Genomic DNA, 25,245 nt, shown 5'->3' on the forward strand with positions numbered 1-25,245 from the left:
AGTCGCGCGCGAGACACGCTATCACGGTCCGGGGTGGCACTGCCGTTAGGAAGTCATGCTAGGATAGAACTATTACCAGCAGCCCAACATAGAAATGTGTATGAAACTCTCGCTGATCGCCGCCGTCGCGGCAAACGGAGTGATCGGTGCTGGCGGCGACATTCCGTGGCAGTATCCCGAGGATCTGACACATTTCAAAGAGACAACTGTCGGTCATCCAGTCATTATGGGGCGGCGAACTTTCGAGAGTATTCGTCGTGATCTTGATGGCCCGCTGCCGGAGCGACTGAACATTGTTTTGACCACGACGCCGCACCAACTTCCTGACAGCGTCACGGCCGTTACCTCGACGACGGCGGCGGTGGCCGAAGCAGCCGATAGTGACGCATCTACGACGTATGTCATCGGCGGAGCGACGGTGTACGAGCAGTTTCTCCCACAGGCTGACGAGCTAATTCTGACCGAACTAGCAGCAGCTTTCGACGGCGATACTGTCTTTCCGACTGTCGACTGGTCGAACTGGACAGAGATGGAACGAACGACCCACAGCGAGTTCGCTATTGTGAGGTACACCCGAACCAGCAGTGACTCAGCATGACGCATTTCCGAACAGTCACAGCGGCTGCTCGGTCGTGTTCTGTGTCGGTCGGTTCGGGCTACTACAGCCATCGGTATCGCCTGAGTAATACAGCCACGCTCCCGGTAGAATATTCATGCTCACGGGCTGTTAGGCAACGGTTCCGAGCGTTTTGTGGCCCACAAAATCCACCCCGTATATAAACCCCAGAAGCAAGTAACAATATCTTTTATTAGCATTTCACATGTTCTTTCAGAGGCATGACCGGTAACGAGGAACATCCTAACTATCCCAGTGTCGACCAGTCAGACCGGACAGTACCACGGAACCTCCGCCAGACTGGTGACCCCAACATCGAGATGTTGGTGTCGACGCGCGTTCGAAAGTCCCCGTTCTTCCACAAGTCCTTCAACGAGGAGGGCGCCTGGCGGGCTACCGTCTACAACCGCCTCTATCACCCGCGCGGTCTCATCGAGCCCGAGGACGGAGGCGTGATGAAGGAGTACGACGCACTGACCAACACCGTCACCCTCTGGGACGTCGCCGTCGAGCGCCAGATTCGTGTCAAAGGGCCCGACGCTGAGGCGCTGACGAACTACGTGGTCACTCGCGACGTGACGGGCATGGACGCGATGGACGGGAAGTACGTCATCCTCTGTAACGAGGACGGCGGCGTCCTGAACGACCCAGTGTTGCTCCGGCCCAAGGAAGACGAGTTCTGGTTCTCTATCTCGGACTCGACACTGATGCAGTGGCTTCAGGGCGTCAACGTCGACAACGACTTTGATGTCGAAATCGACGAGATTGATGTCGCGCCGATGCAGATTCAGGGCCCAAGGGCGCTCGACGTGATGGTCGATGTCGTCGGCGACAAGGTCAAAGACGTGCCCTACTACGGTCTGATGGAGGCCGAGATCGACGGTTGCGACGTACTGATCAGCCAGACTGGGTTCTCTGGCGAGAAGGGCTTCGAAGTCTACGTCAAAGACGCGATGGAAAACGCCGAGCGCGTCTGGGACCCTGTTATGGAGTCTGTCAAGGACCACGGCGGTCGTCAGATCGCACCCGGTCACCACCGCCGGATTGCCGCCGGCATCATGTCCTGGGGTCAGGACCTCGACCATGAGACGTCACCGTTCCAGGTCAATCTCGGCTACCACGTCCCTGACGACAAAGAAGCCGACTACATCGGCAAAGAGGTTCTCGAAGAACAAAAAGAACAGATCGAGAACGGCAACTACCCGTTCGAGCACAAGCTCATCGGACTGAAGATCGCCGGCGAGCCAATCCGTGACTACGCCCCCGACTTCTGGCTCATCTCCGACCCGGACACGGGCGAGGAATGCGGCTACCTCACCTCTCCGTGGTGGAACCCGGACCTAGAGACCAACATCGGCATGGGCTTTGTCCCGGCTGAGAAGATTCAGGAAGTCACCGACACGCCGCTCAACGACGCGGTCTACGACGAGGAGCTGGACCTAGAGTTCCAGGTCCATCTCCCCGACGAGTACGCCGACGAACCCGGCGAACCGGTGTTCGCCACCGCCGCGAAGGTGCCGTTCAAGGAGTCTGTCAACCCGAGCGCTCGCGAGCAGGCGAAGCTCAACGCCAGGAAAGAGGCCGAAAGCGACGACTAACCCCTCACTCCGCCTGTCCCTCTTTTTATTCGCACACGTTGTTAGGAAACGCATCGTTCCTTTTCGTGAAATCCGGCGGCTCCGAAGTGGACTACCCCTCGGTTAGCAGCGGGGGCGGAGCATCACCAGTGCGCCCGACCCAGTGTGAGGCCAATATTCCATCTCAACACAGATTCATAAGAGAATTGCTCATACATACCAATACACGTGTCTGAACAGACCAGACGTGACCTTCTGAAACGACTTGGGGTCGGAAGCACAGCCGGTGTCGTGTCGCTGGCTGGCTGCGCCCAGCAGTCAGACGAAGGCGGCGGTGATGGCGGCAGTGACGGAGAGATGACGGCTACGGAAGCCGGCGACTAACTATCCAGACGCTTGTGCCGCCACTTTTCGGTGTCGGGCGTCTGATTGAATGTGTAGATGTGGACGCCGCGGATGTTGTACTCATCATCCTCGACGTAGGGTGCGAGGCCGTCGATGAGTTCGTCAGGTTCGTAGGTCCCGCGGGAGCCGACCAGTTGCTTGACGAACCCGAGAATGCCCGTGGTCTTCCTGAGGAATTTTATCGAGTCACCGACGCCGACTTTCTGGGATATCTGCATCAGTCGCTGGTAGTTCATCACGCCCGGGATACCCACTTCGACCGGGAGTTCGATACCGCGAGCACGGATGTCTTCGACCCACTCTAACACGGCGTCCGGGTCGTAACAGAGTTGTGTAACGATGTACGTCGCGTATGGTGCTTTCTGTGCCATCGACTCCGCCAGCGTTTCGTCGTCGATGAAGTCGTGGCCCTCGGGGTAGCCTGTAATTCCTACTTCCTCAAAGGAGTACTCAGTCTCTTCGAGCGCTTCAAGCATGTCGAGCGCTGACTCGTACTCACCAGCCGGTTCCTCACGGTCGCCACCGGGGACGAAGATGTCCGTGATACTTGCCTGTTCCAGTCGCTCGGCTATCGATTCGAGTTGTTCTCTGTCTTCCACATAGCGGGCCGCGATGTGTGGCACAACATCGTACCCCATTTCGGCGGCTTCCGCCGTCTTCTCGACTGTCTTCTCGATGCCGAGCTGTGGCGAAGTCGTGATTGCGATAGTCGCGTTGTCGGGGAGGTGGGAAATCTCCTCGTCGAAGCTCTCGAACGGCATCAGTTCGAATCGGGCGCTCGTCAGCAGCGTCCGGACACCCTGACTGTCTGAGACCGTGCGTGTTCCGAGGGCCATGAGTTGGCAGAGCTAGGGCGTACCCGTACTTTTCTCTGTGGGTGGGGCATCGAACCCATTTATAAGAAGTTCTTTGTATCACGCGCTATGAGGGGCACACTGCCGGATTCGACTGGCAACAGTCCCATAGGAGACAGCATGGTCCGGTTCGTCTGCGAGCCGGCAGAGGACGAGATCTAGAAGATTAAGCTGTTCCAGCAGGTCCCGGGTCTGGCCACGGTCGAGACTCAGGCATCGCTGCACCTCGTACACTGTGTCCGAATCGACGACTGCATCCGCAACGTCTTGCAGTTTAACATCAGTCGGGAGTCCAATCCCGTCAGTGACCAGTTGCTCGTCAGGCAGTTCTCCGACCGATTCTCCGGCGGGACCGGACGACTCGGCTGAGACAGGCTCCGTCATACTGATCTGCTCGTCCTCATCCATAGCCCCAGACTGGGCCGCGTCCTCATCCGAGGTCTCTGATTCAACCGACGGGTCTTCCTCGTCATCACTAGACGTATTGTACGTGTTCGGGACGTGGATATCCGCTTCTATCATGTATCGGCGGACCGTCTCAGAGGAGACGTCCATCTGTATCTGCTCAGCGATGGCTCTGAAGTTGTCGCACTCGTCGTACAGTGCTTGCAGGTAGCCGGTGTCCTCGTACGGTGGCACGGAGTCGTCTCGGACGGCGGCGAATGGGTCGGATTCGGAGTCGGTCTCGCTATCAGAATGCGTATCCACTGTAGACGCGCCGTCTGATTGTAGGCCCTCCTGTGAACCGTCGTCTCCGTCACTGACAGACTCCGAATCCGAGACAGCCGACCCGTCGATCGAGGCATCGTCACCCTCGCTGGTATCGGCCGAATGTGCTGCGGTGGCGGTTGCTGCATCGGCGGCGTCAGCCTGTTTCGGTCTACAGTCGACGCTGGCTGCCTCGCCCGCCGCCGTCGCGTCGATTGTCAACTGTACCGTCAGGAGCAAGCCGTCGTCGGTGACTGTCGCCGAGGCATTGGCTATCGACAATGAAGCACCGGCAGTCGACGGGAGTTCAGTAGCCGACGGTGAGAACGTGACTTCGAGGTCACCGCTCTCGGTCAGCCCCGCCGTCTCCGGCGTGAGGCCCGCATCAGCGCCGCCGCCGGAACGTAGCGAGACCGGCATCGCTACCGTCACATCGAGGACTGCATCACCGGTGCCGGCCGGTGATGCTTCGACGGTCTCGATTGACCGGCCGCGGGATTCGTACGCATCGATGACCTCCGCGAGCGCAGTGAAAGCGGCGTGAAGTCCCATGTCATTGAGAGACTATGACACGTTATGGTGTAGAGATAGGTGTGGAATACCGAACCCATTTATAAACATCCACAATACTGCGGCCAGCAACGCACGGCTAAAGCATTATGCCCGTCAACAATTCCTCGGACTCGTGTTGGTTATCGCGGTATTGCGATGCCTGCAAGGCGCTCCCCTTTCACGACAACAGACTCCCTGGCAAGCGAGAATATCACTCCTCTTTCTGTCGCTGTGACGACCTCTTGTTTCTCGAACGAGGCGGGCTCGTAGACAGTCCCTAATCGCTCCCCGGCGTCGACGGTGTCGCCGACGGCGATGTCCGGTCGACACTCAAACAAGCCCGATTCCGATGCGGTGACTGGCTCCGCATCGTTTCGGAGTACCGTCTGCGCAGCCTGTGGTTCCGGCTCCGATGGAAGGACTGCCCGGGCGCGCAGAAGATTCTGTATCCCGTCGACACCAGCCGCAACCGCGTCCTGTGCTATCCGACGACTGTTCGACAGTTCTGCAGTGATAACCGGAATCCCGGCTTCCGCAGTCGCAGCACGGAACGTCCCGCTGGACCCGTCGCCGCCGTTGTCTTCGGGCCTGTCGGTGAGTCTGTAAGAAGTACCGAACGCTTCAGCGAGGCGCTCAGCGGCCGGGTCGCCTGCCCGGCATCTGACGTGTTCCAGCATATCTGCTGTGCCGGTGTGGAGGTCGACCGCCGCGTCGGCGTCTTGGACAAGTTCCCACAGTCGAGCGGCAAACTGTTTCTGGAGGCTCCCACACTCGTCGCCCGGCCACACGCGGTTCAGATTCGGGTTCATCACGTCGTACTCGCCGGGAGTCATGTATGACCGGTGGTCGAATGCGAGCTGGTTCACTACCGGGACGACAAGCACCGTCCCAGCGATGGCTGCGTCAGTCAGGCGGTCGTGCAGTCGACGTAACGCGGCTGGGCCGTTGAGTTCGATGCCGTGTTGCGCCGCCTGGATGTACACCGTCGGTCCGGGGCCGCCGACGTATCGGTGGACAGTCACAGACACGTCCCGACCCGACGGCAACCGCCCGAGCCGTCGGTCAGTCGTCGTGTGCGTGACGGCCGTGTAATCCATATCAATGTCTAGCGTCGCGCAAATAAAAAACGCTGGGAGCAGAAGCACCGCTGTGCCGCATGGAGCGGTGCTGTGATACTCTTTCGAAACAGAGGCACTGCCCGATACAGGGCCATCGATGGTGTGAACGCATCGTGTGGAAGTCATTAGAGCTGACTGGTAACATACAACTTGATGATACAATAGGGCAGTTGAGAGCAATTAGACGGCTTCGAACAGAATTGACAACCACCATAGGGGACCCAAATTTATTAACAATGGTACTCCTGTTATTCTGAAACACTACGTGATGATTCAATGTCAATTTGCAAAAGCGGCGGGTCAGGCGGTAACTATATTGCCACGCCATAGCACGTTTTACCCAGAGTTATGGAGCCTACCGATAGCCTGCCGACTCAGGCCGATACCGTCATTGTCGGTGCTGGAATCGTCGGCTGCAACATCGCCTACCAGCTGACAGAGCTCGGCCGCGAGGACGTTGTCGTAGTCGATCAGGGGCCGATGCCGACCACGGGTGGATCGTCGACGCACGCCCCCGGAATCATGTTTCAGACCGCGGAACCGAAGGTTCTCAGCCAGTTTGCGGACTACAGCCGTCGGCTGTACTCGGACCTCGAAGGGGCCGACGGGCACCAAGCCTACAACGAAACAGGTGGCATCGAAGTCGCACGCAGCGAGGAGCGTATGGACTTCCTCCAGCGCCGCGTCGAATACGCCAAGGCCTGGGGCATCGAGGACCCGCAGTTACTCTCACCCGAAGAGGTCACCGAGCACCTCCCGCTGGTCGACGCCGACCAGATCAAGGGCGGCTACTACTCCCCAACAGACGGGCAGGTCTCCGGCGTCGTCGCCTGCGACGCGCTTGCCAGAGAAGCGATGGAGAGGGGCGCGAAGTTCGTTCCACACACGCGCACCGAGGATGTCGAGACCGAGAACGGTTCGGTACAAGCTGTCATCACGGAGAACGGCAGTATCGAGTGCAACGAGGTGGTGGTGGCGACCAATATCTGGGCCCGCCAGCTCGGCGAGAAACTTGATGTGCACCTGCCGGTAACGCCGGTCGAACACCAGTACACGATGACGGAGTCCCTCGATGAACTGGCCGATAGCGCGGTCGATATCACCGACCACCCGCTGTTCGAGAACTACGAGAACGTCTCCGGCGAGAAAGCAAAGCGGCTTCTTGTCGGTCCGGATCGGCCGATTCTCCGTGACCAAGACAACGCGATGTACTACCGGAACCACGGGGATTCCTACGGTATCGGCTCGTACAATCACGACCCCATCGTGCCCGACCCGCAGGACCTCGGTGGGAACGACCCTGACGGCGAGCAGGGGTCGGTCCACGAGTTCACGGACTATCACATGAACAACGCGACCCATCCGGACCGGCCGGACAAGGCGCCTCGTCAGGCCAGCGACGAACTGCTCCCCGCGACGGCCGGCAAGGAGCTCGAACACAAGTACAACGGGATGTTCGCGGAGTCCCCGAACGGACTCCCCGTGATGGGTCCCGTACAGGAGTACGACGGCCTCTGGACGGCGGCGGCTATCTGGGTCACGCACGCCGGGGGTGCCGGCAAGGCGCTTGCCGAGTGGATGGAACACGGCGTCCCGCGGCTCCTCTCCGGCCCAATCGACCTCGCCCATTGTGACGTGAACCGCTTTGACGAGCACGAGGGGAGCTGGGACTTCGCCCGGGATATCGGCGGCGAGGAGTACCGCATCGTCTACAACATCATGCACCCCAAGTGGGTCTGGACCGAGACACAGCGGGACATCCGCCGAACCCCGATGTACCACACCCACAAGAAGTACGACGCTGAACTGTGGGCCGAGGCCGGCTGGGAGGAACCACACTGGTTCGATTCCAATGCCGACCTGCTTGCGGAGTACGGCGACCGGATTCCCGACCGCGAAGGCTGGGAAGCGAAGTACTGGTCACCAATCGAAGGTGCTGAGGCGCTGAACGTTCGCAACAACGTCGGTCTCCACGACATGACCTCTTTCAACAAGATGGAGGTCATCGGGAGCGACGCCGGGGAGTTCGTCCAGTACCTCTGTACGAACGACATGGACATCGACGTGGGCGACGTGAAATACACGCTGATGTGCAACGAAGGCGGTGGGGTCCGGGCGGACATCACGGTCACGCGAACCGACGAAGACCGCTACCTCCTGCTGACCACCGGTCGTGAAGTCGGGAACAACCACGTTGCGTGGGTGCGCGAGCAGTCCCCCGACGACGTGGTCGTCAACGACGTGACCTCCAGTCTCGCGGCGATGGTCTGTACTGGGCCGAACGCTCGGAAAGTCCTCTCGAAGGTCACCGACGTTGACCTCTCCGACGACGCCTTCCCGTTCTTCACGAGCCAGCAGTTCTTCGTGAAGAACATCCCTGTGACCGCACTCCGCGTCTCGTACGCGGGTGAACTCGGGTGGGAGTTCTACACGCCCTCGGAGTACGGCGAACGCCTCTGGGAGCACATCATGGAGGCCGGCGAGGAGTACGGCATTCGCCCGTACGGCAACGGCGCGCTGAATTCGCTGCGAATCGAGAAAGGGTTCCGACTCTGGGGGAAGGACCTCCATACGGAGCACAATCCCTACGAGGCCGGCCTCGGCTGGGCCGTCGACCTCGAAACCGACTTCATCGGCAAGGAGGCGGTCGCGGCGGCCGCCGACGGCGACAACATCGACCACAAGGTAGCCTGTCTGACCCTCGATGACGAGGACGCTGTTGTCCTCGACAACAAACCGGTCCTCGACGGCGACGAGACCATCGGCTATCTCCACAGCGCCGAGTACGGCTACACCGAAGGCGCCTGCGTGGCCTACACGTATCTGCCACCCGAGTACGCCGAACCCGGGACCAGCGTCGAAATCCTCTACGAGGGCGAGCGGTACGATGCAACCGTCCGCGAGGAACCGCTGGTCTCCTGAGTGGTACCGGTAGCTACTTTTTCAACAGATGCGGTCTGAGGGCGTCGCGTGTCCTCGAAAGGAGTCAGAACTTTCCAGGCCCGCTTAAACGGGTGTACTATCTGTGGTCAATGGTGATGTGGTATACGAGGCCAAAACCACACGTATGACGAGGTGGAACCAGTCAAATGACGATGTCACAGCAGTTAGCTCCGATATAACCGACGAAACGAACGCACTTCCGGCTAAATACTTTACGAGCTCGGAGATACACGAACTGGAGAAGGAGAAGATATTCGGTCGCTACTGGGTGTACGCCGGGCATGCGAACGCGATTACCGAGCCGGGTGCGTATTTTACCCGGACCATTGGCGACAGGCAAGTCATCATCGTCCGTGGCCACGACGACGAGATACGGGCGTTCTTCAACGTCTGTGCCCACCGGGGCTCGAAGATGGTCGAGGACACGCCCATGACCGACCCTGAAAACATGGGGCGAATCCGCTGTCCGTACCACATGTGGTCGTACGACCTCGACGGTGACCTCGAGAGCACGCCACAGAGCTTCGAAGAAGCAGGGCTCAATCCGGACCTGAGCGACGATGAGGTCTGTGGCATGGACGCCAGTGAGAACAGCCTCAGCGAAGTCGAAACCGACCGAATCGGGCCGTTCGTCTTCCTCAACTTCGCCCAGGACCCAATGCCGCTGGCCGAGCAAGCGGGAACGCTGAAATCAGAACTCGAGGCCATGCCGCTTGGTGAGTACGAACACGCTGCGCGGTACGTCTCCGAGGTCGAGTGCAACTGGAAGACATTCGCTGGCAATTACTCCGAGTGTGACCACTGCCACGCGAACCATCAGGATTGGATAACTGACATCGAGTTGGCGGAGTCGGAACTCGAAGTCAACGACTATCACTGGATTCTGCATTACACCCACGACGAAGATGTTGAGGACGAAATGCGGATTCACGACGAACACGAGGCCAAGTTCTACTACTTCTGGCCGAACTTTACCGTCAATATGTATGGGACGGCGGACGGATACGGCACGTACATCATCGACCCGATTGATGAAGGTCGCTTCCAACTCATCGCCGACTACTACTTCAGCGACGAGGAGATGACTGACGCCGAACAGGAGTTCGTCCAGACGAGCCGGCAACTCCAGGAGGAGGACTTCGAACTCGTCGAGCGCCAGTACGAGGGGCTCAAGTCGGGCGCGCTCGCGCAGGCACAACTGGGACCGAACGAGCACACCGTCCACCGACTGCATCGGCTCGCTCAGGAAGCCTACGAGGCCTGACCTCAATGACACGACAGAGCCAGCGGGCCGATGCCCCGTTCGTCGCGCAGTGTGTCAGGACCGATGCCAGGGTAGCAACCACCACAGCTAACGAGGTCGTTAACTTCTACCGCCGCCGGCAGCAGCTTATGGACACAGACATCGAGTGGGTCACCGCGGAGCACCGCGCTGTCTCACAGGCCCCCACCTCGGGCGGCGTCGTCCACGTCCTCCGTGAACTGGACGACTACTTCCAGAGCGGTGTCCCGCTGGGTATCCTCGCCGCGGCGATGAGCAAACAGGGACAGACAGTCAAGGACACGCTGGCCGACGTACACGACGTACGCATGGACGGGTCGCTCTGGGAGCCCCGGTCTGACCATCTCCGCCCGGTCTGACGAGCCGTCCATCACCGAAACAGTCACCTTTGCAGGCTAGAGCCGCTGTGTAATCCTGCTATCGCGCGATATCTGCGACCAAGCGACCGCCAGCGACTGTTGCAGCTGCCGGGAGACCAGATATTGTCAGCGACGGAGTATGCTGTGGTTCGGCGTCGTTTACCCCTGCCGTGGTCTGGACCCAAACTACAGATGCCGATTATTACGCAGGTAGAATGGCTAAAAGACAGGAATAAGCCAAACTGCGATTGTCGCCACCGGTGTATTTAACATTGTGACAGAAACAGTCCCAAACGAGATACATGAGCACAGAGACTCCCCCGTCTCGGGCGGATACTGTTGTTATCGGTGCCGGGGCCGTCGGGTGTAGTGTCGCGTATCACCTGACGGAACTCGGCGCGGAGGACGTTGTCGTCATCGACCAGGGACCGCTCCCGGTCACCGGCGGTTCATCGGTCCACGCCCCTGGAATAATGTTCCAGACCTCGCCGTCGAAGATACAGACGAAGACGGCCCACTACACCAGTCGGCTCCTTTCGGACGCCGGCGTCTACGACGAGGTCGGCGGCATCGAAGTGGCCCGCAGCGAGGAGCGCATGGACTTCCTCCGTCGGCGTGTCGAGTGGGCGACTTCTTACGGGCTGCCGGAACCACAATTGCTCTCGCCTGCGGAGGTCACCGAACACCTTCCGTTGGTTGACAAGGACGAAATTCTCGGTGGCTACTACTCGCCGACTGACGGACGCGTCGACGGCATCGGCGCGCTCCAGTGGTACATGGAACACTCCACGGCGTCGTTCTACGGGAACACTGAGGTCACCGATCTGGATGTTTCGGGGGGCGAAATCAACGCTGTCGAGACCGCACAGGGCCGCATCGACTGCGAGCGAGCCGTTATTGCGACGAACAACTGGGGCTACCAGACCGGCCAGCTGGCTGGGCTCGACCTTCCGATTGCCCCGGTTGAACATCAGTACGTGGTCACCGAGCCGATGGATGAACTCGCCGGCGTCGAGTCCTCTGTCGGCGACAACACGACGGGGCTGGAGGTTCCGGGGGACCGCTCTATCGCGGAGTACATGAGCGAAGGGCCACACCAGCCCGTCGGTCGCGATCAGGACCACTCGCTGTACTTCCGGACTCACGGTGACGCGCTCGGGATGGGGTCGTACAACCACGAGACGCTCTCGGTTGACCCTGAGGCGATGGGCAAGAACTCCGAGGAACACCAGGCATCGGTTAGAGGGTTCACGAAAGAACACTGGGAGACGCCAACCCACCGTGGCCGGGACAAGTCCGCGAAACAGGCCTTCGACGAACTACTGCCGGCGACACAGGACGTCGAGTACGAGGCCACCGAAAACGGCATCTTCGTCTTCACGCCCGACGGGATGCCGGCCGTCGGGGAGACGGCACAGGTTGACGGTCTCTGGACAGGGCTGGCTATCTGGTGGACCCACTCCGGGGGTTACGGCCGCATCCTCGCTGAGTGGATGGAGAACGGCGTTCCGCGCCTGCCGTCCGGGCCGGTCGACACCGGCGGCATCCACGTCCGACGGTTCGAACCCCACGCGGGCGAGAAGGACTACTTCGTTGACCGCGGGGCCAAGCGCTACGAGCAGGTCTACAGCATTGTCGAGCCCCGGTGGCAGCCTGATGACCACCGTACACTCCGGACCAGCCCGTTCTATCATCAGCAGAAGGAACTCGGGGCGGAGTTCTACCAGAGCGGCGGCTGGGAGACGCCACAGTGGTACGAGTCAAACGCCAACTTAGTCGAGACCTACGAGGACCGGATTCCCGACCAGGACGGCTGGCAGGGAATCAATCGCTCGAAAATCGAGGCCGCGGAGCATCTCCACACCCGCGAGAAGGTATCGATGTTCGACATGACGACTTTCAGCTCCATCATGGTCGAAGGGGAAGGGAGCCAGGCGTTCCTCCAGCAGGTCTGTAGCAACGATATGGACCTCGATACCGGACAGGTCCGCTACTCGCTGCTGTTGAACGAGGGCGGCGGCATCCTCGCCGATATCACTGTCGTCAAACTCGACGACGAGGAGTTCATGGTGACGACCGGCGGCGGGAACTCACCCGGCATCCACGGCGGTCACCTCGAAGACGAGGCTCCCGCAACCGTGTCGGTCCATGTTGAGGAAGGTGCAAAATCCACAATCGGCCTCTGGGGGCCGAACGCGCGGCTCCTTCTCCAGCGATGCACCGACGCGGATGTGACCAACAACGGCTTCCCCTATTTCAGCGCCAAGCAGATGTACGTCGGCGACGTGCCGGTCATCGCATTACGGGTCTCCTACGTCGGCGAGCTTGGGTGGGAGCTGTGGGCGCCGACGGAGTACGGCCAGCGCCTCTGGGAGACGCTGCAAGACGCCGGCGAGGACCTCGGTGTCCGACCGATGGGTGGCGGCGCGCTCAGTTCCATGCGATTAGAGAAAGGCTACCGTCTCTGGGGGACGGACATCGACACGGACTCGAATCCCTTCGAAGCCGGTCTGCCCTTCGCCGTCGACATGGATACGGAGTTTATCGGCAAGGAGGCCCTCGAAACCGCGCGTGAGAAGGGTATTGAGAGCAAAATCACGCCACTCACGCTCGATGACTCGACAGATATCATGCTGAGTGGGCGGCCAGTGACAAAAGACGGCGACGCAATCGGCTACGTGCAAGCCGGAAACTACGGCTACAGCATCGACGAGTCGATTGCATACACATACGTTCCGACCGAACACGCCGAAGCCGGCACGTCGGTTCAGATACAGTGTGAGGGCGAGACATACGACGCGACCGTACGCGACGAGCCGCTGTTCGATCCGACCCGAGACCGGATCATCAAATAACAGGACACCGCGATGCCCCAACAACTTTGACAGCAGGCCCGAGACGATATCAACATATGACACATACCGAATCGGACACGCTACCCGTCACATACGCAGACATCGAACGAGCCCGCGAACGTCTGGACGACGACACAGTTGTAAAGAAGACGCCAGTCGAACGGAGCTCGTCCCTTGGTGGGTTCGTCGACGCCGAGGTGTACCTGAAGATGGAGCACCTCCAGTGGACAGGGTCGTTCAAAACCAGAGGCGCGTACAACAAGATCTCGCAGGACGTTGCCGATGACGTGGAGTCCTTCGTCGCCGCCAGCGCCGGGAACCACGCCCAGGGTGTCGCTCTCGCCGCGACGAAATGTGGGGCAGAGTCAACGATTTTCATGCCGGAGAACGCGCCACAGGCCAAGATCGACGCCACGAGGGCCTACGGCGGAAGCGTCGAACTGGTCGGCAACGACTTTCAGGAGACGATGTCCCACGCCAAAGCTGTCGTCGAGGAGACCGACGCCGAGTTCGTTCACGCCTATGACGATCTGGACATCATTGCTGGACAGGGGACCCTCGGAACGGAAATGTACCACGACTGCCCCGATGTCGACACAGTCATCGTCCCCATTGGCGGCGGCGGACTTATCAGCGGTGTCTCGACCGCAATCAAGCACCTCTCGCCCGAGACGCGCGTCATCGGTGTGCAGGCGACCGGCGCTGAGACGGTGCATGAAAGCCTCGACAAAGGGATTCCGGTCGTGCTTGATGAAGTCGACACCATCGCCGACGGTATCGCTACGGGCGGTATCTCGGAGACGACGCTCGACATCATCGAGGCGAACGTCGACGAAGTCGTGACGGTTTCGGACACCGATATCGCACAGGCGATTCTCCTGTTGATGGAACGAGCCAAACAGGTCGTGGAAGGTGCCGGGGCCGCCTCCGTGGCTGCCATACTGAGTGACAGCCTCGACGTGTCGGGTGAAACGGTGATGCCGCTGCTCTGTGGCGGGAACCTCGATATGACACAGATGCGAGAAGTTCTCATTCATGCACTCACGGAGCGCCAGCAGCTCCTCCAGCTCCGGGTTCGGATCGATGACCAGCCGGGTGTGATGGAGGAGATATCTGGCGTCATCGCCAGACAGGGAGCCAACATCCACGACGTTCGGCACGAACGGTCCGTCGAGAATCTCGAAATCGGGGAGGCGTATCTCGTATTCAACGTCGAAACGAGTGGTGCCGAGCACGCACAGAGTATTATCACGGCGATACGTGATGCGGGCTATCCCGTCGATAACGTTGCACGGGAGGCCAAAAGTGGCGCACTGTGAGCCGGAACCGGCGCTCAGACTGATGGACCGACGCCGTGAGCGGGGAAACCTATAACAGGTGTGTGATGGAAGTACACATGAGTCAGGTACCATGTACGACCACATACTCGTCCCGTATGACGGTAGCGATGAGGCCCGGAAAGGGGCAGAACACGGCATCGAACTCGCCGCTGCACTCGACGCCACAGTCCATGCATTGTACGTAATCGATCTGCCGGGCACGCCCCGTGCGCTTGCGCTCAGAGATGACGAGGAGGAGATGCGCGAGGAGTACCGAGACTACGGGGAGGAGGTGCTGGCAAATCTCGGGACTGTCGCCGAAGAACACGGTGTTGACTACGAGACGCACTTCAAAACCGGCGCGCCCAGCGAAGAGATCGTCGAGTTTGCTGAAGGCGAAGGCATGGACGCGATTGTTCTGGGCTCAGCGTTCCGCGGAAAACTCGGGAACCTGCTCGGCGGAACGACGGACAAGGTGGTCCGAACGTCGAGCATCCCAGTCATCAGCCAGCGGATGAGTGTCAACGATATTTAACTCTACTGCGCGTCTATCAATCGCGTCTCGCGTATGTAGATCACCAGACTGGCGCTGAGGAAACTGAATCCTGCAAGCCGAAAGTCCCCAACTGTCATCCCGATGAGGCCGACGCCCATCAGCAGTGCTGCCACCGCAGCTGCCCCCGTTGCCAGAAGTCGTCCCATACTGGTGGTAGGTGGGATTCCGAAATAAATACGCGCCCACTGGAACGCGAGATGATCGAACGACTCACCGACGGCCAGCAAACCTCAATGTACTAGATTGAGTACGTGTCTGCCGAACCACCGCAGTATAGCGCCTCAGTCCATGATATACTGCTGTCTAAGGTGAAGTTTTATTAGAGTTGCATCAGTGCATATGTATGAGACTGTGTAGCACATAAAACACGTCGACAATAGCTCCGCGGGCACGCCGTGCCCGCACAAGCGAGTACAGTGAGATAAACAGGATGCGAATGCTGCAGACGCCCGACGCCGGGATGTCGCTGGCATGACGGTAGCAACGGACCATGACAGAGCGAGACCGAAACGACGACAATGAGACACCACAGATCACTACCGCGTTCGAGAGGGGTAACGTATGGCAGATAGTGACGACCAAACCGGCGGAATGTCGGACGGGCTCCAGGTAGAACTGTTCCACCCGGAGTCCGACCGCGAGCCCGGTGACACGAACATCCAGGCGGCTGGATTCGATATCCACCCGGTGGTCTTCCCGGTGGCGCTGGCGATCATTGCGTTATTTATCGCCATAACGATACTGCTGGGCGACACAGCAGCCTCCGCGTACACGTGGCTGTTCAACACCATCGGTGACACCTTCGGCTGGTTCTACCTGCTTGCGGTGAACGTGTTCATCATTACTTTGCTGTACTTCGCCTTCAGCAAGTACGGCAATATCAGAATCGGCGGCGTTGAAGCCGAAAAAGAGTTCAGTGATTTCTCTTGGATGGCGATGTTGTTCAGCGCCGGCATGGGTATTGGCCTCATGTTCTTCAGCGTCTCAGAACCGCTGTATTACTTCCAGAACCCGCCGAGTTTCTTTGGGGCCGAAGCTGGAACCGGTGCGGCAGCGTCCGCCGCGATGGCACAGACGTTCTTCCACTGGGGCTTTCACCCGTGGGCGGTGTATGGCCTCGTGGGACTCGGTCTCGCGTTCTTCTCGTTTAACCGCGGGCTTCCACTTACGTTCCGGTCGATATTCTGGCCCCTGCTTGGCGAGCGGATTTACGGCTGGCCGGGCCACATCATCGACCTCGTAACGGTGTTCGCGACGCTGTTCGGACTGTCAACCTCGCTGGGACTCGGTGTTGCGCAGGTCAATACGGGACTCTCCTACGTGGGCGGTGATATGCTCGGCGCGGTAAATATCCCGACAGGAACCTGGCCGCAAGTCGCCCTCATCGCTGGGATTACGCTCATCGCGACCCTCTCGGTCGCGGCGGGGCTTGATGGCGGTGTCAAGCGGCTGAGCACGCTCAATCTGTACCTGATGTTCGCACTGCTCGGGTTCCTCGTCATCGTGGGCCCGACAGTGTACATCTTCGGGACGTGGACCGAAGGGCTTGGCGCGTACTTCGGGAACATCCTCGCGCTCGGGTTCTTTACCGGGACGCTCAACGAAGCGGCGAACGGGACCCCCACCGCATGGACAGTGTTCTACTGGGGCTGGTGGATCGCATGGTCGCCGTTCGTCGGGATGTTCATCGCACGCATTTCGAAGGGACGGTCCGTCCGGGAGTTCGTTCTCGGCGTCCTGTTCCTTCCGTCGATGTTCTCGACGCTCTGGCTGTCGGTGTTCGGCGGCAGCGCGATGTTCAACTCACTGATGGGGAACGGACAGGCGCTAGCGACCTACAACGAAGTCGGCCAGACCGTTGCGATGTTTGCCCTGCTGGAGCAGTTCCCGCTTGGCGTGATTAGCGGCCTGTTGGCGACCCTGCTGGTCATCACGTTCTTCGTCACGTCGTCGGACTCGGGGTCTCTGGTCATCGACCACCTGACCTCGGGCGGGAAACACGACGTGCCACGGACACAGCGGATCTTCTGGGCCCTCACTGAGGGGCTTGTCGCGTCGATCCTGCTCATCGGGGGCGGGCTGACGGCGCTCCAGACGGCCGCAATCACCACGGGGCTCCCGTTCGCGCTCATCCTGTGTCTGATGTGTTACACGGTGTATCTGGGGCTCGATAACGAGTACCAGATACTCGAATCCGAAGAGTTCGCAGAGACAATTCAGGATCTCTCTGAACGGGATGACGTAGATGTCGTGACCGCTGGCGACGAGATGGTGACGGATATCTCAGACCCGGGAGACGACACGGCAACTAGCACTGACTGAAGCGCTCGCGTTTTGGCGTTTTCCGTCTCGCCCGGTCAGATCTGGGCGCTATCGCTAACAGTGGTCGGAACTGCTCACACTACCGACCACCCAGTTCTGTTTCGACCGTCCGTTCAGAATGTATCCAGAGCCGGGCAGCACCGCCGATTCCGAACGCGGCGATGGCAAGGCTAGACACGATACTGCCAGCAGGTGAAAACAGGACCCAGAGAACAGCACTGAGTGATGCGCCGATGAGCAGGCCCAACACCGGTTGTCGATTGGACAGAGTATCAGTGACGAGCGTGCCGACGACGAGAAATCCGAAGCTTGTGAGGACCAGGACGAACGCGCTACTGACAAGAATCGCGATGCGGACGAACACCCCGCCAGCGACACTGAGGCGGGCCAGCGTCGTTGCCCCGTAGAGGCCGACAATACCGACGATCATGTATCCAGCGATGCCGTAAAGGACAGCCGTCGCCGGGCTGTCTAAAATCGCGTTGACCGACTCGTCGACGTAGCTCTGCCGCAGGCGGAGTACCAGTGCGCCAGCCACGAGCACGAGAACGAACGAGCCGAGCCCGCGGAGCGGTCTGGACAGTTCAGTGCTAACGCCGGGCGCGAGCTGTCCCACAACGGGGTTCCAAATGGTTGCCGCCAGCCTCGGGAGGCTCGGCGCGACGCTGGCAGCTGCGTCAAAACTCATACTCCACATACCGTGGGTCGCCGTGAAAACCTACCGACCGCACAGCACTGGGTTAGCGCCGGCCCGCCCGGAGATTTAAGCGGTCAGAATACATACCATGTCACAGTGTCTAAATGGCCCGCAGTTCTGCTCTCGAAGCTTGTCTGGGTTGGCAAGCGGGTCGTTGCGCCGCTCCAGCGTAATGACGGGCCGAACAAGTTCAGGCTGTCGAGCATGGACACGGCAACAACGACATACGACGGTGACATCGGGTGGGCGAGACGGCCGCCAGCGACAGTTGAGTGTCCACGATGCGAGTCGGAAATCTTCCAGCACAACGCGCGTGACAGCATCGACTGTCCACGGTGTGTCGGTGAATATGGCCACGACGAATTCGCTGACATGACCCTCCTATATTTCACGTGCCCGGTCTGTCGAAGCCGGATGGAACACGGTAAACGACATCCCGAGCGGTTCGACATTCCCGAGTGGGCGACCTGTACGGACTGTCGGTACCACTGGGAGTTTGAACACTCCTACGACCACAGTACCGATTAGACAATACACACCAACCGGAGTGCCGTCGTGTGGCCGACTGTATGGTGCTTCGAAACGGCTACAGGATCAAGAGTGGAGCCCTGTCCGTTCACACGCGAGTTGGATTCGCCTTCAGTAGTACTTCCAGTCGTCCTCACGGCTTCCCTGCACGACACCGTCGTCATTGTCACTGTCCATCTCTTCCTGCTCATCAGGCCAGCGGATGCCGTCTCCGACGACGCTCTTGTACGCGAAGGCACCCAGACCGACGAGTATCAACAGAAGGACGACGGTTCCAGCGACTGCTGCCACCTGCCCGACGGACTCGAGCAGACCCGAGCCGAGTTGAACCGGAAACTGTACCATACACGTTCTTGGGGTTGCACAGGTATCACTGTTGTCGAAGCTGGGATGGCCGAGCCGCCGTCGCTGAAACGGTCTTGAGCACGGCGTTGTTCTCGGAGACATCGTGGACCCTAACGGCGTCAGCCCCGCGTTCAGCGGCAAGCGCTGTCGTTGCCAGCGTCGGCGGCAGCCTGTCCGCTTCTGCGTCGCTCATCTCGGCAAACATCGACTTCCGGGAGTGCCCGACCAACACCGGACAGCCGAGCGCCTGAAACTCGTGGAGCCGGTCGACAAGTTCGAACGATTCGGCGGCGTTTTTCCCGAACCCGCAGCCGGGGTCTATGATAATCTGTTCACGGTCGATACCGGCCTGCTCGGCGAGCAGTATCTGCTCCGTGAGGTCTCGAAGCACGTCATCGACGACATCGTCATAGGTCACCGTCCGACCTGGGTCCACTGGCGCAGACAGGCTATGCATCAGGATAACGGACGCGTCGTGGTCGGCAACCACGAACCGCATCTCGGGGTCCGACAGTCCCGACACGTCATTGACGATGTCGGCACCGGCGTCCAGCGCCGCGTCAGCGACGGCAGCCTTTCGGGTATCTACGGAAACAGTCGTGTCAAGCGACGAAACGGCCTCTATGACCGGTACTACGCGATCAATTTCCGTTTCAATAGACACCGGCTCTGCCCCAGGACGCGTGCTCTCGCCGCCGATATCGACGATATCGGCCCCGGATTCGATCATCTGTTCCGCATGACTGATAGCAAGGTCTCGACGGTTGTACTCGCCACCGTCGTAGAAACTATCTGGCGTGACGTTGAGAATACCCATCACAGCCGCCTCTTCACCGTCAAACGGCGGCGGGAACGACCGCTCAGACAGCATCTCTTCGAATTGTATGGCGAGGCAACCGAGCCCCAACCCCGCTGAAGCCAGCCGGTCGGTGAGCTGTTGAAATTGTCGCGGCGTCCCCGAAAGCGTCGTGTCGACAAGTTTCTCCGGCATCCCGACAGTCGAACAGGTACAGGTCCCGCCGCAGTCTTCGAACTCTTGTTTGACGACTCCCGCTTGGTCGCGCCGCAATGTGACCGAGAGCATCTGCTGGTGGAGTTGTGGCTCGTTTTCGACTCCAGCAGTCTCTCCCGTGGACGCCTGCTGGAGGTTCTCCTTGGGAACGACCAGCCGACTCCAGCGGTCCCGAGCTTCAGCCACCGCGTAGAGCGACCCCGCCACGAGCACGAAGTCGTCTTCGCCGGCCGTAGCTATTGCTCGTTCGGTAGCTTCGGGGACGGACTCAACCTGCTGTATCTGTGCTGCCTGCCCCTCAAACGCGGCAGCGAGCGATTCGGTGCTCGCGGCTCGGTCGACTGCTGGTCGCGTCGCGAAGGCCGTCTCGACAGCCGGAAGCGTCGCAATCATTTGCTCGTACTCCTTGTCCTGCATTGCGGCGAAGACCACGTGGAGGTCGTCGTACTCATACCGCCCGATGAGTGTCGTCAGCGTCTCCATCGCACCTGGGTTGTGAGAGCCGTCGAGGACCACCATCGGGTCGGTCGACCGGACTTCGAACCGGCCCGGCAGCGTCGCGGCCCGCAGTCCCTCGGAGATGGTTTCCGTGTCCACGTCGATGAGTTGTCGGGCCAGCGTCGCAGCAACGCCGGCGTTCTCCGCCTGATGCTGGCCAAGCAGCTTGAGGTTCGATTCGAGGGCCCAGTTAGAGCCCGTGAGTGAGATACGGTTCTCGACAGCCGAGCGCATGCCGTTCTCCGTGGCGGTCACATCGGCCGCCTCACTACCGACAGTGATAGTGTCGGTAATCTCTTGGATTGCATCAAGGGCAGCGCCGGCCGTTCCCGTCACGAGCGGGGCGTCGCTTGGGGCGACCTGCCCTTTGTCGCGAGCGATCTCCTCAATTGTGTCGCCGAGCAGGTCGGTGTGCTCTAAACTGATGCTAGTGACAGCGCTTGCGACGGGATCGACCGCGCTTGTTGCGTCGTATCGGCCGCCGATACCGACTTCCAAGACTGCCACGTCGACGTCTTCAACATCGAAGTGATAGAGCGCCAGCGCAGTGAGTACCTCGAAATGTGTCGGCTTGTCGTCCTCGGCAGCCAGTTGGTTGATACAGGGCTCTATCTGTTCAACAAACTCCGTCACCCGCGCTTTCGGTACCCGACCGCCGTTGACCGTGATTTGCTCCCGAAAGCCGTTCAACCCTGGCGAGGTAAATAGGCCGACATCTAGCCCGGCGGCTCTAAGCACACTCTCGGTCATCCGGGCGGTGCTTCCCTTTCCGTTTGACCCGGCGATCTGTACGCTGTCGAAACTGCCGTCCGGGTCACCGAGATGTGAGAGCATCCGCGCCGTCGTATCGGTCCCCAACTTGGGCCGACGACGCTGTAGCGACTGCAGGTAGTCCGCCGACTCGTGGTACTCCATAGCACAATTGGGCGGCGGCAGCCTGATTAATTTATCCCCAGAGAGGACCTGTTTCGATAGTGCGAACCGATGACAATTCGGGCTGAATCGGTGCAAACGCCCGATACTGGGCCTGAGGCACCGGTCAAGTATGCTCCCAAATCTCGACTTCGCGACCGCTACTGTCCGGCCTGCTCTTGGGTCTGAGAACTACTCTCGTAAGCCGAGATACATGATGTGGCTTTCGGGGTCTGCAACGGTATCTCGAACACATCCTATCCCGGTAGTGTCAGCTTCACTAACATTATTACGACGGTGCAGGGAAATGCTAGTCGAGATGTCTTCACAGGATGAGCAATCCGCGACCGAAGAAACACAGGAGCCGATTCCGACGGACTACGACATCGCCCAGTCGACCGACATGGAGCCGATCTGGGAACTGGTCGAACCGTGGGGACTCGGCCTCGATGACCTCCAGTACTTCGGCGAATACACCGCGAAAGTCAAACAACACGCCATCGAGCGTCTCCGCGAACAGGCCGAAAACAGGGAGCAGAACCTCGTGCTGGTAACCGGGATGACGCCGACGCCGAAAGGCGAAGGGAAGACGGTAACCACCGTCGGTCTTGGGCAAACGCTCAATCACGTCGGCGAGGAGGCGATGATCGCGATCCGAGAACCGTCGCTTGGCCCGGTGTTCGGGGTCAAGGGCGGCGCAGCGGGTGGCGGCCGGTCGCAGGTCCTCCCGATGGAGGACATTAACCTCCACTTCACCGGCGACCTCCACGCACTCACCTCAGCACACAACCTTATCGCCGCGATGCTCGATGCGAAGATATCACAGGGCGACGACCTGAATATTGATATCAACAACGTCTCCTGGCCGCGGGCTATCGACATGAACGACCGCGCACTCCGTGAGACGGTCGTCGGCCTCGGCGGGAAGACCGGCGGGACCCCGCGAGAGGATAGCTTCATTTTGACGGCGGCCTCCGAGTTGATGGCGGTCCTCTGTCTGGCCAGCGATATCGGGGACCTGAAAGAGCGCGTCAGTCGAATCATCGTCGCCTACGACGAAGACGGCGACCCGGTGACCGTCGAGGACATCGAGGCGACCGGCCCAGCAACCATGCTTCTCCGGGATGCGATCAAACCGAACGTCGTCCAGACTATCGAGGGGACGCCGGCACTGGTCCACGGCGGACCGTTCGCGAACATCGCTCACGGGACGAACTCGCTGGTCGCCGATAAGACAGCATTCGGCATGGGCGACTACCTCGTCACTGAGGCCGGCTTCGGCTCCGACCTCGGGGCCGAGAAGTTCATGGACGTGGTCTGTCGCAAGGGCGACATGACGCCAAACGCCGTCGTACTCGTAGCGTCGGTTCGTGCGCTCAAGTATCACGGACTCAACCAGTGGCCCGTCGACTACGACGAGATCGGCGAGGCCGGCGTCGAAGCCGTCGAAGCGGGCTTCTCAAACCTCGATAAGCACGCGCGGAATCTCCAGAAGTTCGGCGTCCCGGTCGTCGTCTCCGTCAACCGCTTCCCGGACGATACTGACGAGGAGGTTCAGGCCGTGCTGGACCACTGCCGCGAGGACCTCGGCGTCAGAGCGGCTGAGTCGAACGTGTTCTCCGACGGCAGCGAGGGCGGCGTCGACCTCGCCGAGAACGTCATCGAGGCGACCGAGGAGAGCAACGAGGAGGACTTCCGGATGCTGTACGACGACGATGACAGCATCAAGGAGAAAATCCACACTGTTGCGACCGAGATCTACGGTGCTGACGACGTGAAATACACCGGTGGCGCGCTTGACGACATCGAGCAGATGAACGACCTCGACTTCGACGACTACCCGGTCGTCATGTCCAAGACCTTCCACTCGCTGAGCGACGACGCGAGCCAGAAGGGTGCGCCGGAGGGCTGGGAACTCGAAATCAGCGAAGTGTACCCATCCGCTGGCGCGGGCTTCCTCGTCGCACTTACGGCCGACGCGCTCACGATGCCCGGCCTACCGGCCCGTCCGGCCGCGGCCGACATGGATATCGACGGGGACGGCAACATTTCGGGACTGTTCTGAAACCCGGTCCTGCGTTCCAGGTTTCGCGTTTCGTCGTCTCGACGTTGAGTGGACGCCATTCAGCCGTCAACGAATGGACGGCGCTCACCGCTCCGCGTTTGCGACCGCTTCGTCAAGCGCCGCTTCGCCGGCGGCCGCTACCTTGCCTGCCTGCTGCTTCATCGCTGCCACGACTGATTCGTCGTCTAGCATGTCGAGATTAGCCTGGACAGTTGAGACGGACGCCTGCAGTGCTGCCGCGGCAAGCAGCGCCCCAACAGTTGCGTCCGGGACGGCGACCGGCGCCCCCTTCGCAGTCACCGTACGGGCCTGCTTGACCACGTCGAGACAGACCTCGGCCGTCTCCAGTGGCACCTCGGTTGAGCGTTTCGAGGCCGCCTGAATCCGATCGGCGTCCCCAGACTCGAATGCGGCCCCGACCGCATCGACCGCTGCTGCATCCTCGTCAGCAAGGTCGAGCAGCCGTTCCCGCTGGTCAGCTAGAGCTCCGCCAACATCGATGAGCTCATCGACCGCTGTCTCGGACCCGTCTGTGTCGACGGTGTGAATGCAGACCATCTCACAGAGCGCCGCGCCCATCGCACCGCCGACAGGTGCGACCGCACCGCCGCTCGGGGTCACCTGCTCCGACGCAACCGCGTCGAGAAACTCGCCGATTGGCTGGTCCGCGAACGTCATCTGGCGGGCACAGTAGTTGCAGGTAGCGGTTGTCTGTCCATACTGCAGCTATCCCGACGTGTCACCTAATTGTTTCCCCGTCGGTGTCCGCGGAATCTCGATGTCAGCTATCTCCACGACCTTTCGTTCTCAGACCCGGCTGTGGTGGCTACTTTATCGGGACCCTGACAGTCCCGCGGTCAGTCCCGGTTGTGTCTCTTGGCCCGCGATGGGCACACCCTCACGTCTGGTGCTATACGGAACAGGCAGCACACTCAGACAGTCACTAGTCTAATACGATGAGTTTTGACCCTCCGCTAGCACTCAACGGCCGTTGGGACCGCCGGTGTGTCGTCGAACCGACTCCCTGAACTGCGTGCGGTCCGCTTCGTTGATGGTTCCGACGTGCTCTCTGGTCGTCGTTTTAGTCTCCGTCTCGATGCCTCGCATGACTTCGCACATGTGCGTTGCAGTCAGTTCAACGACGACTCCGTGAGCGTCGAGTTCGTCGGCTAGGCCGGCTGCGATATCCCGCGTGAGTGTCTCCTGTGTCGTTAGCTGGCGTGACTGCCACCGGACGTATCGAATGAGCTTTGACAGCCCCACCATCTGATCCCCGGGTCTGTACGCCACATGGGCAACGCCCCGGAAAGGGAGCATATGATGTTCGCACATACTGTGAAGCGGAATTCCGGTTTTGACGATGAGACCATCGGTTTCCGCGTCGAAGGTACGCATTATCGGTTTCGACTCGGACCGAGCGCCTTCTGTTAGCGTCTCGAACATGTCCGGGACACGCCGACTCCACGTATCCGATAGTCCTGCCGAATCGGGGTCACGGCCAGCGGCTTCAAGCAGGAGACGAGCACCACGTCGTGCCTTCTCTTCGTCAAAGCCGTCTGTCGGTTGGGTTGCAGTATCGTGCTGTTGTGCAGGCTCCTGTTCCCGGGAATCCATTACAAACAAACAGGAGGGCTCAACGTACAAAGCCTCTGTTCCCCAGTAGTTCAGTACTGGAATAACAGTGGTAACATTGTGATTTCGTACCACAACGTATCACCAGCT

General features: G+C 60.1%; 21 protein-coding genes. 12 read left to right on the plus strand and 9 right to left on the minus strand.

Annotated elements, in window-relative coordinates:
* The first annotated feature begins 100 nt into the window (after window positions 1-100).
* The 3 genes from RR_RS03880 (at window position 101) to RR_RS21435 (ending at window position 2,577) form a co-directional block, all read left to right on the plus strand.
* Entirely contained in the window at window positions 101-598 is a 498-nt protein-coding gene (locus tag RR_RS03880; RefSeq protein WP_049938610.1) for a dihydrofolate reductase, read from the plus strand.
* A gap of 239 nt (window positions 599-837) precedes the next feature.
* A complete protein-coding gene (locus tag RR_RS03885) occupies window positions 838-2,214 on the plus strand; it encodes a glycine cleavage system protein T (protein WP_011222745.1) in 1,377 nt (458 codons plus the stop codon).
* A 207-nt stretch (window positions 2,215-2,421) separates the two neighbouring features.
* The gene (locus RR_RS21435; RefSeq protein ID WP_004965951.1) at window positions 2,422-2,577 is read left to right on the plus strand and encodes a twin-arginine translocation signal domain-containing protein; all 156 of its coding nucleotides are present in this window, start codon (window positions 2,422-2,424) and stop codon (window positions 2,575-2,577) included.
* Here the strand turns inward: RR_RS21435 and RR_RS03890 are convergent.
* From RR_RS03890 to RR_RS03900, 3 genes are all read right to left on the minus strand, one after another.
* On the minus strand, window positions 2,574-3,434 hold the full coding sequence (locus tag RR_RS03890; protein ID WP_011222746.1) for a methylenetetrahydrofolate reductase: 861 nt from the start codon (window positions 3,432-3,434) through the stop codon (window positions 2,574-2,576). The genes RR_RS21435 and RR_RS03890 overlap by 4 nt on opposite strands.
* 78 nt (window positions 3,435-3,512) lie before the next feature.
* Window positions 3,513-4,712 (minus strand): hypothetical protein, encoded by a 1,200-nt coding sequence (locus tag RR_RS03895; RefSeq protein ID WP_011222747.1) that lies wholly within the window; start codon window positions 4,710-4,712, stop codon window positions 3,513-3,515.
* Window positions 4,713-4,852: 140 nt separating this feature from the next.
* Complete coding sequence (locus tag RR_RS03900) at window positions 4,853-5,809, minus strand: succinylglutamate desuccinylase/aspartoacylase family protein (protein ID WP_049938612.1); 957 nt, start codon at window positions 5,807-5,809, stop codon at window positions 4,853-4,855.
* Window positions 5,810-6,178: 369 nt separating this feature from the next.
* On the opposite strand from RR_RS03900, the gene RR_RS03905 reads away from it, so the two are divergent.
* From RR_RS03905 to RR_RS03930, 6 genes are all read left to right on the plus strand, one after another.
* Window positions 6,179-8,752 carry a GcvT family protein gene (locus RR_RS03905; RefSeq protein ID WP_011222749.1) on the plus strand — a complete coding sequence of 858 codons (2,574 nt, stop codon included), beginning with the start codon at window positions 6,179-6,181 and terminating at the stop codon, window positions 8,750-8,752.
* A gap of 145 nt (window positions 8,753-8,897) precedes the next feature.
* Window positions 8,898-10,037: an aromatic ring-hydroxylating oxygenase subunit alpha gene (locus RR_RS03910; protein ID WP_011222750.1), complete on the plus strand. Its 1,140-nt coding sequence runs from the start codon at window positions 8,898-8,900 to the stop codon at window positions 10,035-10,037.
* A 5-nt stretch (window positions 10,038-10,042) separates the two neighbouring features.
* Window positions 10,043-10,414: a hypothetical protein gene (locus RR_RS03915; protein WP_011222751.1), complete on the plus strand. Its 372-nt coding sequence runs from the start codon at window positions 10,043-10,045 to the stop codon at window positions 10,412-10,414.
* A 302-nt stretch (window positions 10,415-10,716) separates the two neighbouring features.
* Window positions 10,717-13,269, plus strand: coding sequence for a GcvT family protein (locus RR_RS03920; protein WP_011222752.1), 2,553 nt, complete (start codon window positions 10,717-10,719; stop codon window positions 13,267-13,269).
* Window positions 13,270-13,325: 56 nt separating this feature from the next.
* Complete coding sequence (gene ilvA, locus RR_RS03925; protein ID WP_004965938.1) at window positions 13,326-14,588, plus strand: threonine ammonia-lyase; 1,263 nt, start codon at window positions 13,326-13,328, stop codon at window positions 14,586-14,588.
* Window positions 14,589-14,679: 91 nt separating this feature from the next.
* Window positions 14,680-15,123 (plus strand): universal stress protein, encoded by a 444-nt coding sequence (locus RR_RS03930; protein ID WP_004965936.1) that lies wholly within the window; start codon window positions 14,680-14,682, stop codon window positions 15,121-15,123.
* Window positions 15,124-15,125: 2 nt separating this feature from the next.
* Here the strand turns inward: RR_RS03930 and RR_RS22250 are convergent, their stop codons facing one another.
* Window positions 15,126-15,290: a hypothetical protein gene (locus RR_RS22250; RefSeq protein WP_011222753.1), complete on the minus strand. Its 165-nt coding sequence runs from the start codon at window positions 15,288-15,290 to the stop codon at window positions 15,126-15,128.
* A gap of 415 nt (window positions 15,291-15,705) precedes the next feature.
* On the opposite strand from RR_RS22250, the gene RR_RS03935 reads away from it, so the two are divergent.
* Window positions 15,706-17,466: a BCCT family transporter gene (locus tag RR_RS03935; protein WP_004965932.1), complete on the plus strand. Its 1,761-nt coding sequence runs from the start codon at window positions 15,706-15,708 to the stop codon at window positions 17,464-17,466.
* 79 nt (window positions 17,467-17,545) lie between these two features.
* Here the strand turns inward: RR_RS03935 and RR_RS03940 are convergent, their stop codons facing one another.
* Entirely contained in the window at window positions 17,546-18,154 is a 609-nt protein-coding gene (locus RR_RS03940; RefSeq protein WP_049938614.1) for a hypothetical protein, read from the minus strand.
* A 105-nt stretch (window positions 18,155-18,259) separates the two neighbouring features.
* Here RR_RS03940 and RR_RS03945 point away from each other — a divergent pair, with 105 nt between their 5' ends.
* Window positions 18,260-18,691 carry a hypothetical protein gene (locus RR_RS03945; protein ID WP_229380491.1) on the plus strand — a complete coding sequence of 144 codons (432 nt, stop codon included), beginning with the start codon at window positions 18,260-18,262 and terminating at the stop codon, window positions 18,689-18,691.
* A 111-nt stretch (window positions 18,692-18,802) separates the two neighbouring features.
* On the opposite strand, the gene RR_RS03950 is transcribed toward RR_RS03945, so the two are convergent.
* Together RR_RS03950 and folP are read right to left on the minus strand one after the other, a co-directional pair.
* Window positions 18,803-19,036, minus strand: a complete 234-nt coding sequence (locus RR_RS03950; RefSeq protein ID WP_007190526.1) for a hypothetical protein — start codon at window positions 19,034-19,036, stop codon at window positions 18,803-18,805.
* A gap of 25 nt (window positions 19,037-19,061) precedes the next feature.
* Window positions 19,062-21,461: a dihydropteroate synthase gene (gene folP, locus RR_RS03955; protein ID WP_011222755.1), complete on the minus strand. Its 2,400-nt coding sequence runs from the start codon at window positions 21,459-21,461 to the stop codon at window positions 19,062-19,064.
* 316 nt (window positions 21,462-21,777) lie between these two features.
* Between folP and RR_RS03960 the strand changes: the two genes are divergently transcribed.
* Window positions 21,778-23,523 (plus strand): formate--tetrahydrofolate ligase, encoded by a 1,746-nt coding sequence (locus tag RR_RS03960; protein ID WP_049938641.1) that lies wholly within the window; start codon window positions 21,778-21,780, stop codon window positions 23,521-23,523.
* An 84-nt stretch (window positions 23,524-23,607) separates the two neighbouring features.
* Here RR_RS03960 and RR_RS03965 read toward each other — a convergent pair whose 3' ends face one another.
* Both RR_RS03965 and folE read right to left on the minus strand, forming a co-directional pair.
* Window positions 23,608-24,201: a cyclodeaminase/cyclohydrolase family protein gene (locus RR_RS03965; protein WP_011222757.1), complete on the minus strand. Its 594-nt coding sequence runs from the start codon at window positions 24,199-24,201 to the stop codon at window positions 23,608-23,610.
* Between the two features lie 303 nt (window positions 24,202-24,504).
* Window positions 24,505-25,137 (minus strand): GTP cyclohydrolase I, encoded by a 633-nt coding sequence (gene folE, locus RR_RS03970; protein ID WP_004965919.1) that lies wholly within the window; start codon window positions 25,135-25,137, stop codon window positions 24,505-24,507.
* Window positions 25,138-25,245 lie beyond the last annotated feature (108 nt).

Origin of the sequence: Haloarcula marismortui ATCC 43049 (assembly GCF_000011085.1) — an archaeon.
GTDB lineage: Archaea > Halobacteriota > Halobacteria > Halobacteriales > Haloarculaceae > Haloarcula > Haloarcula marismortui.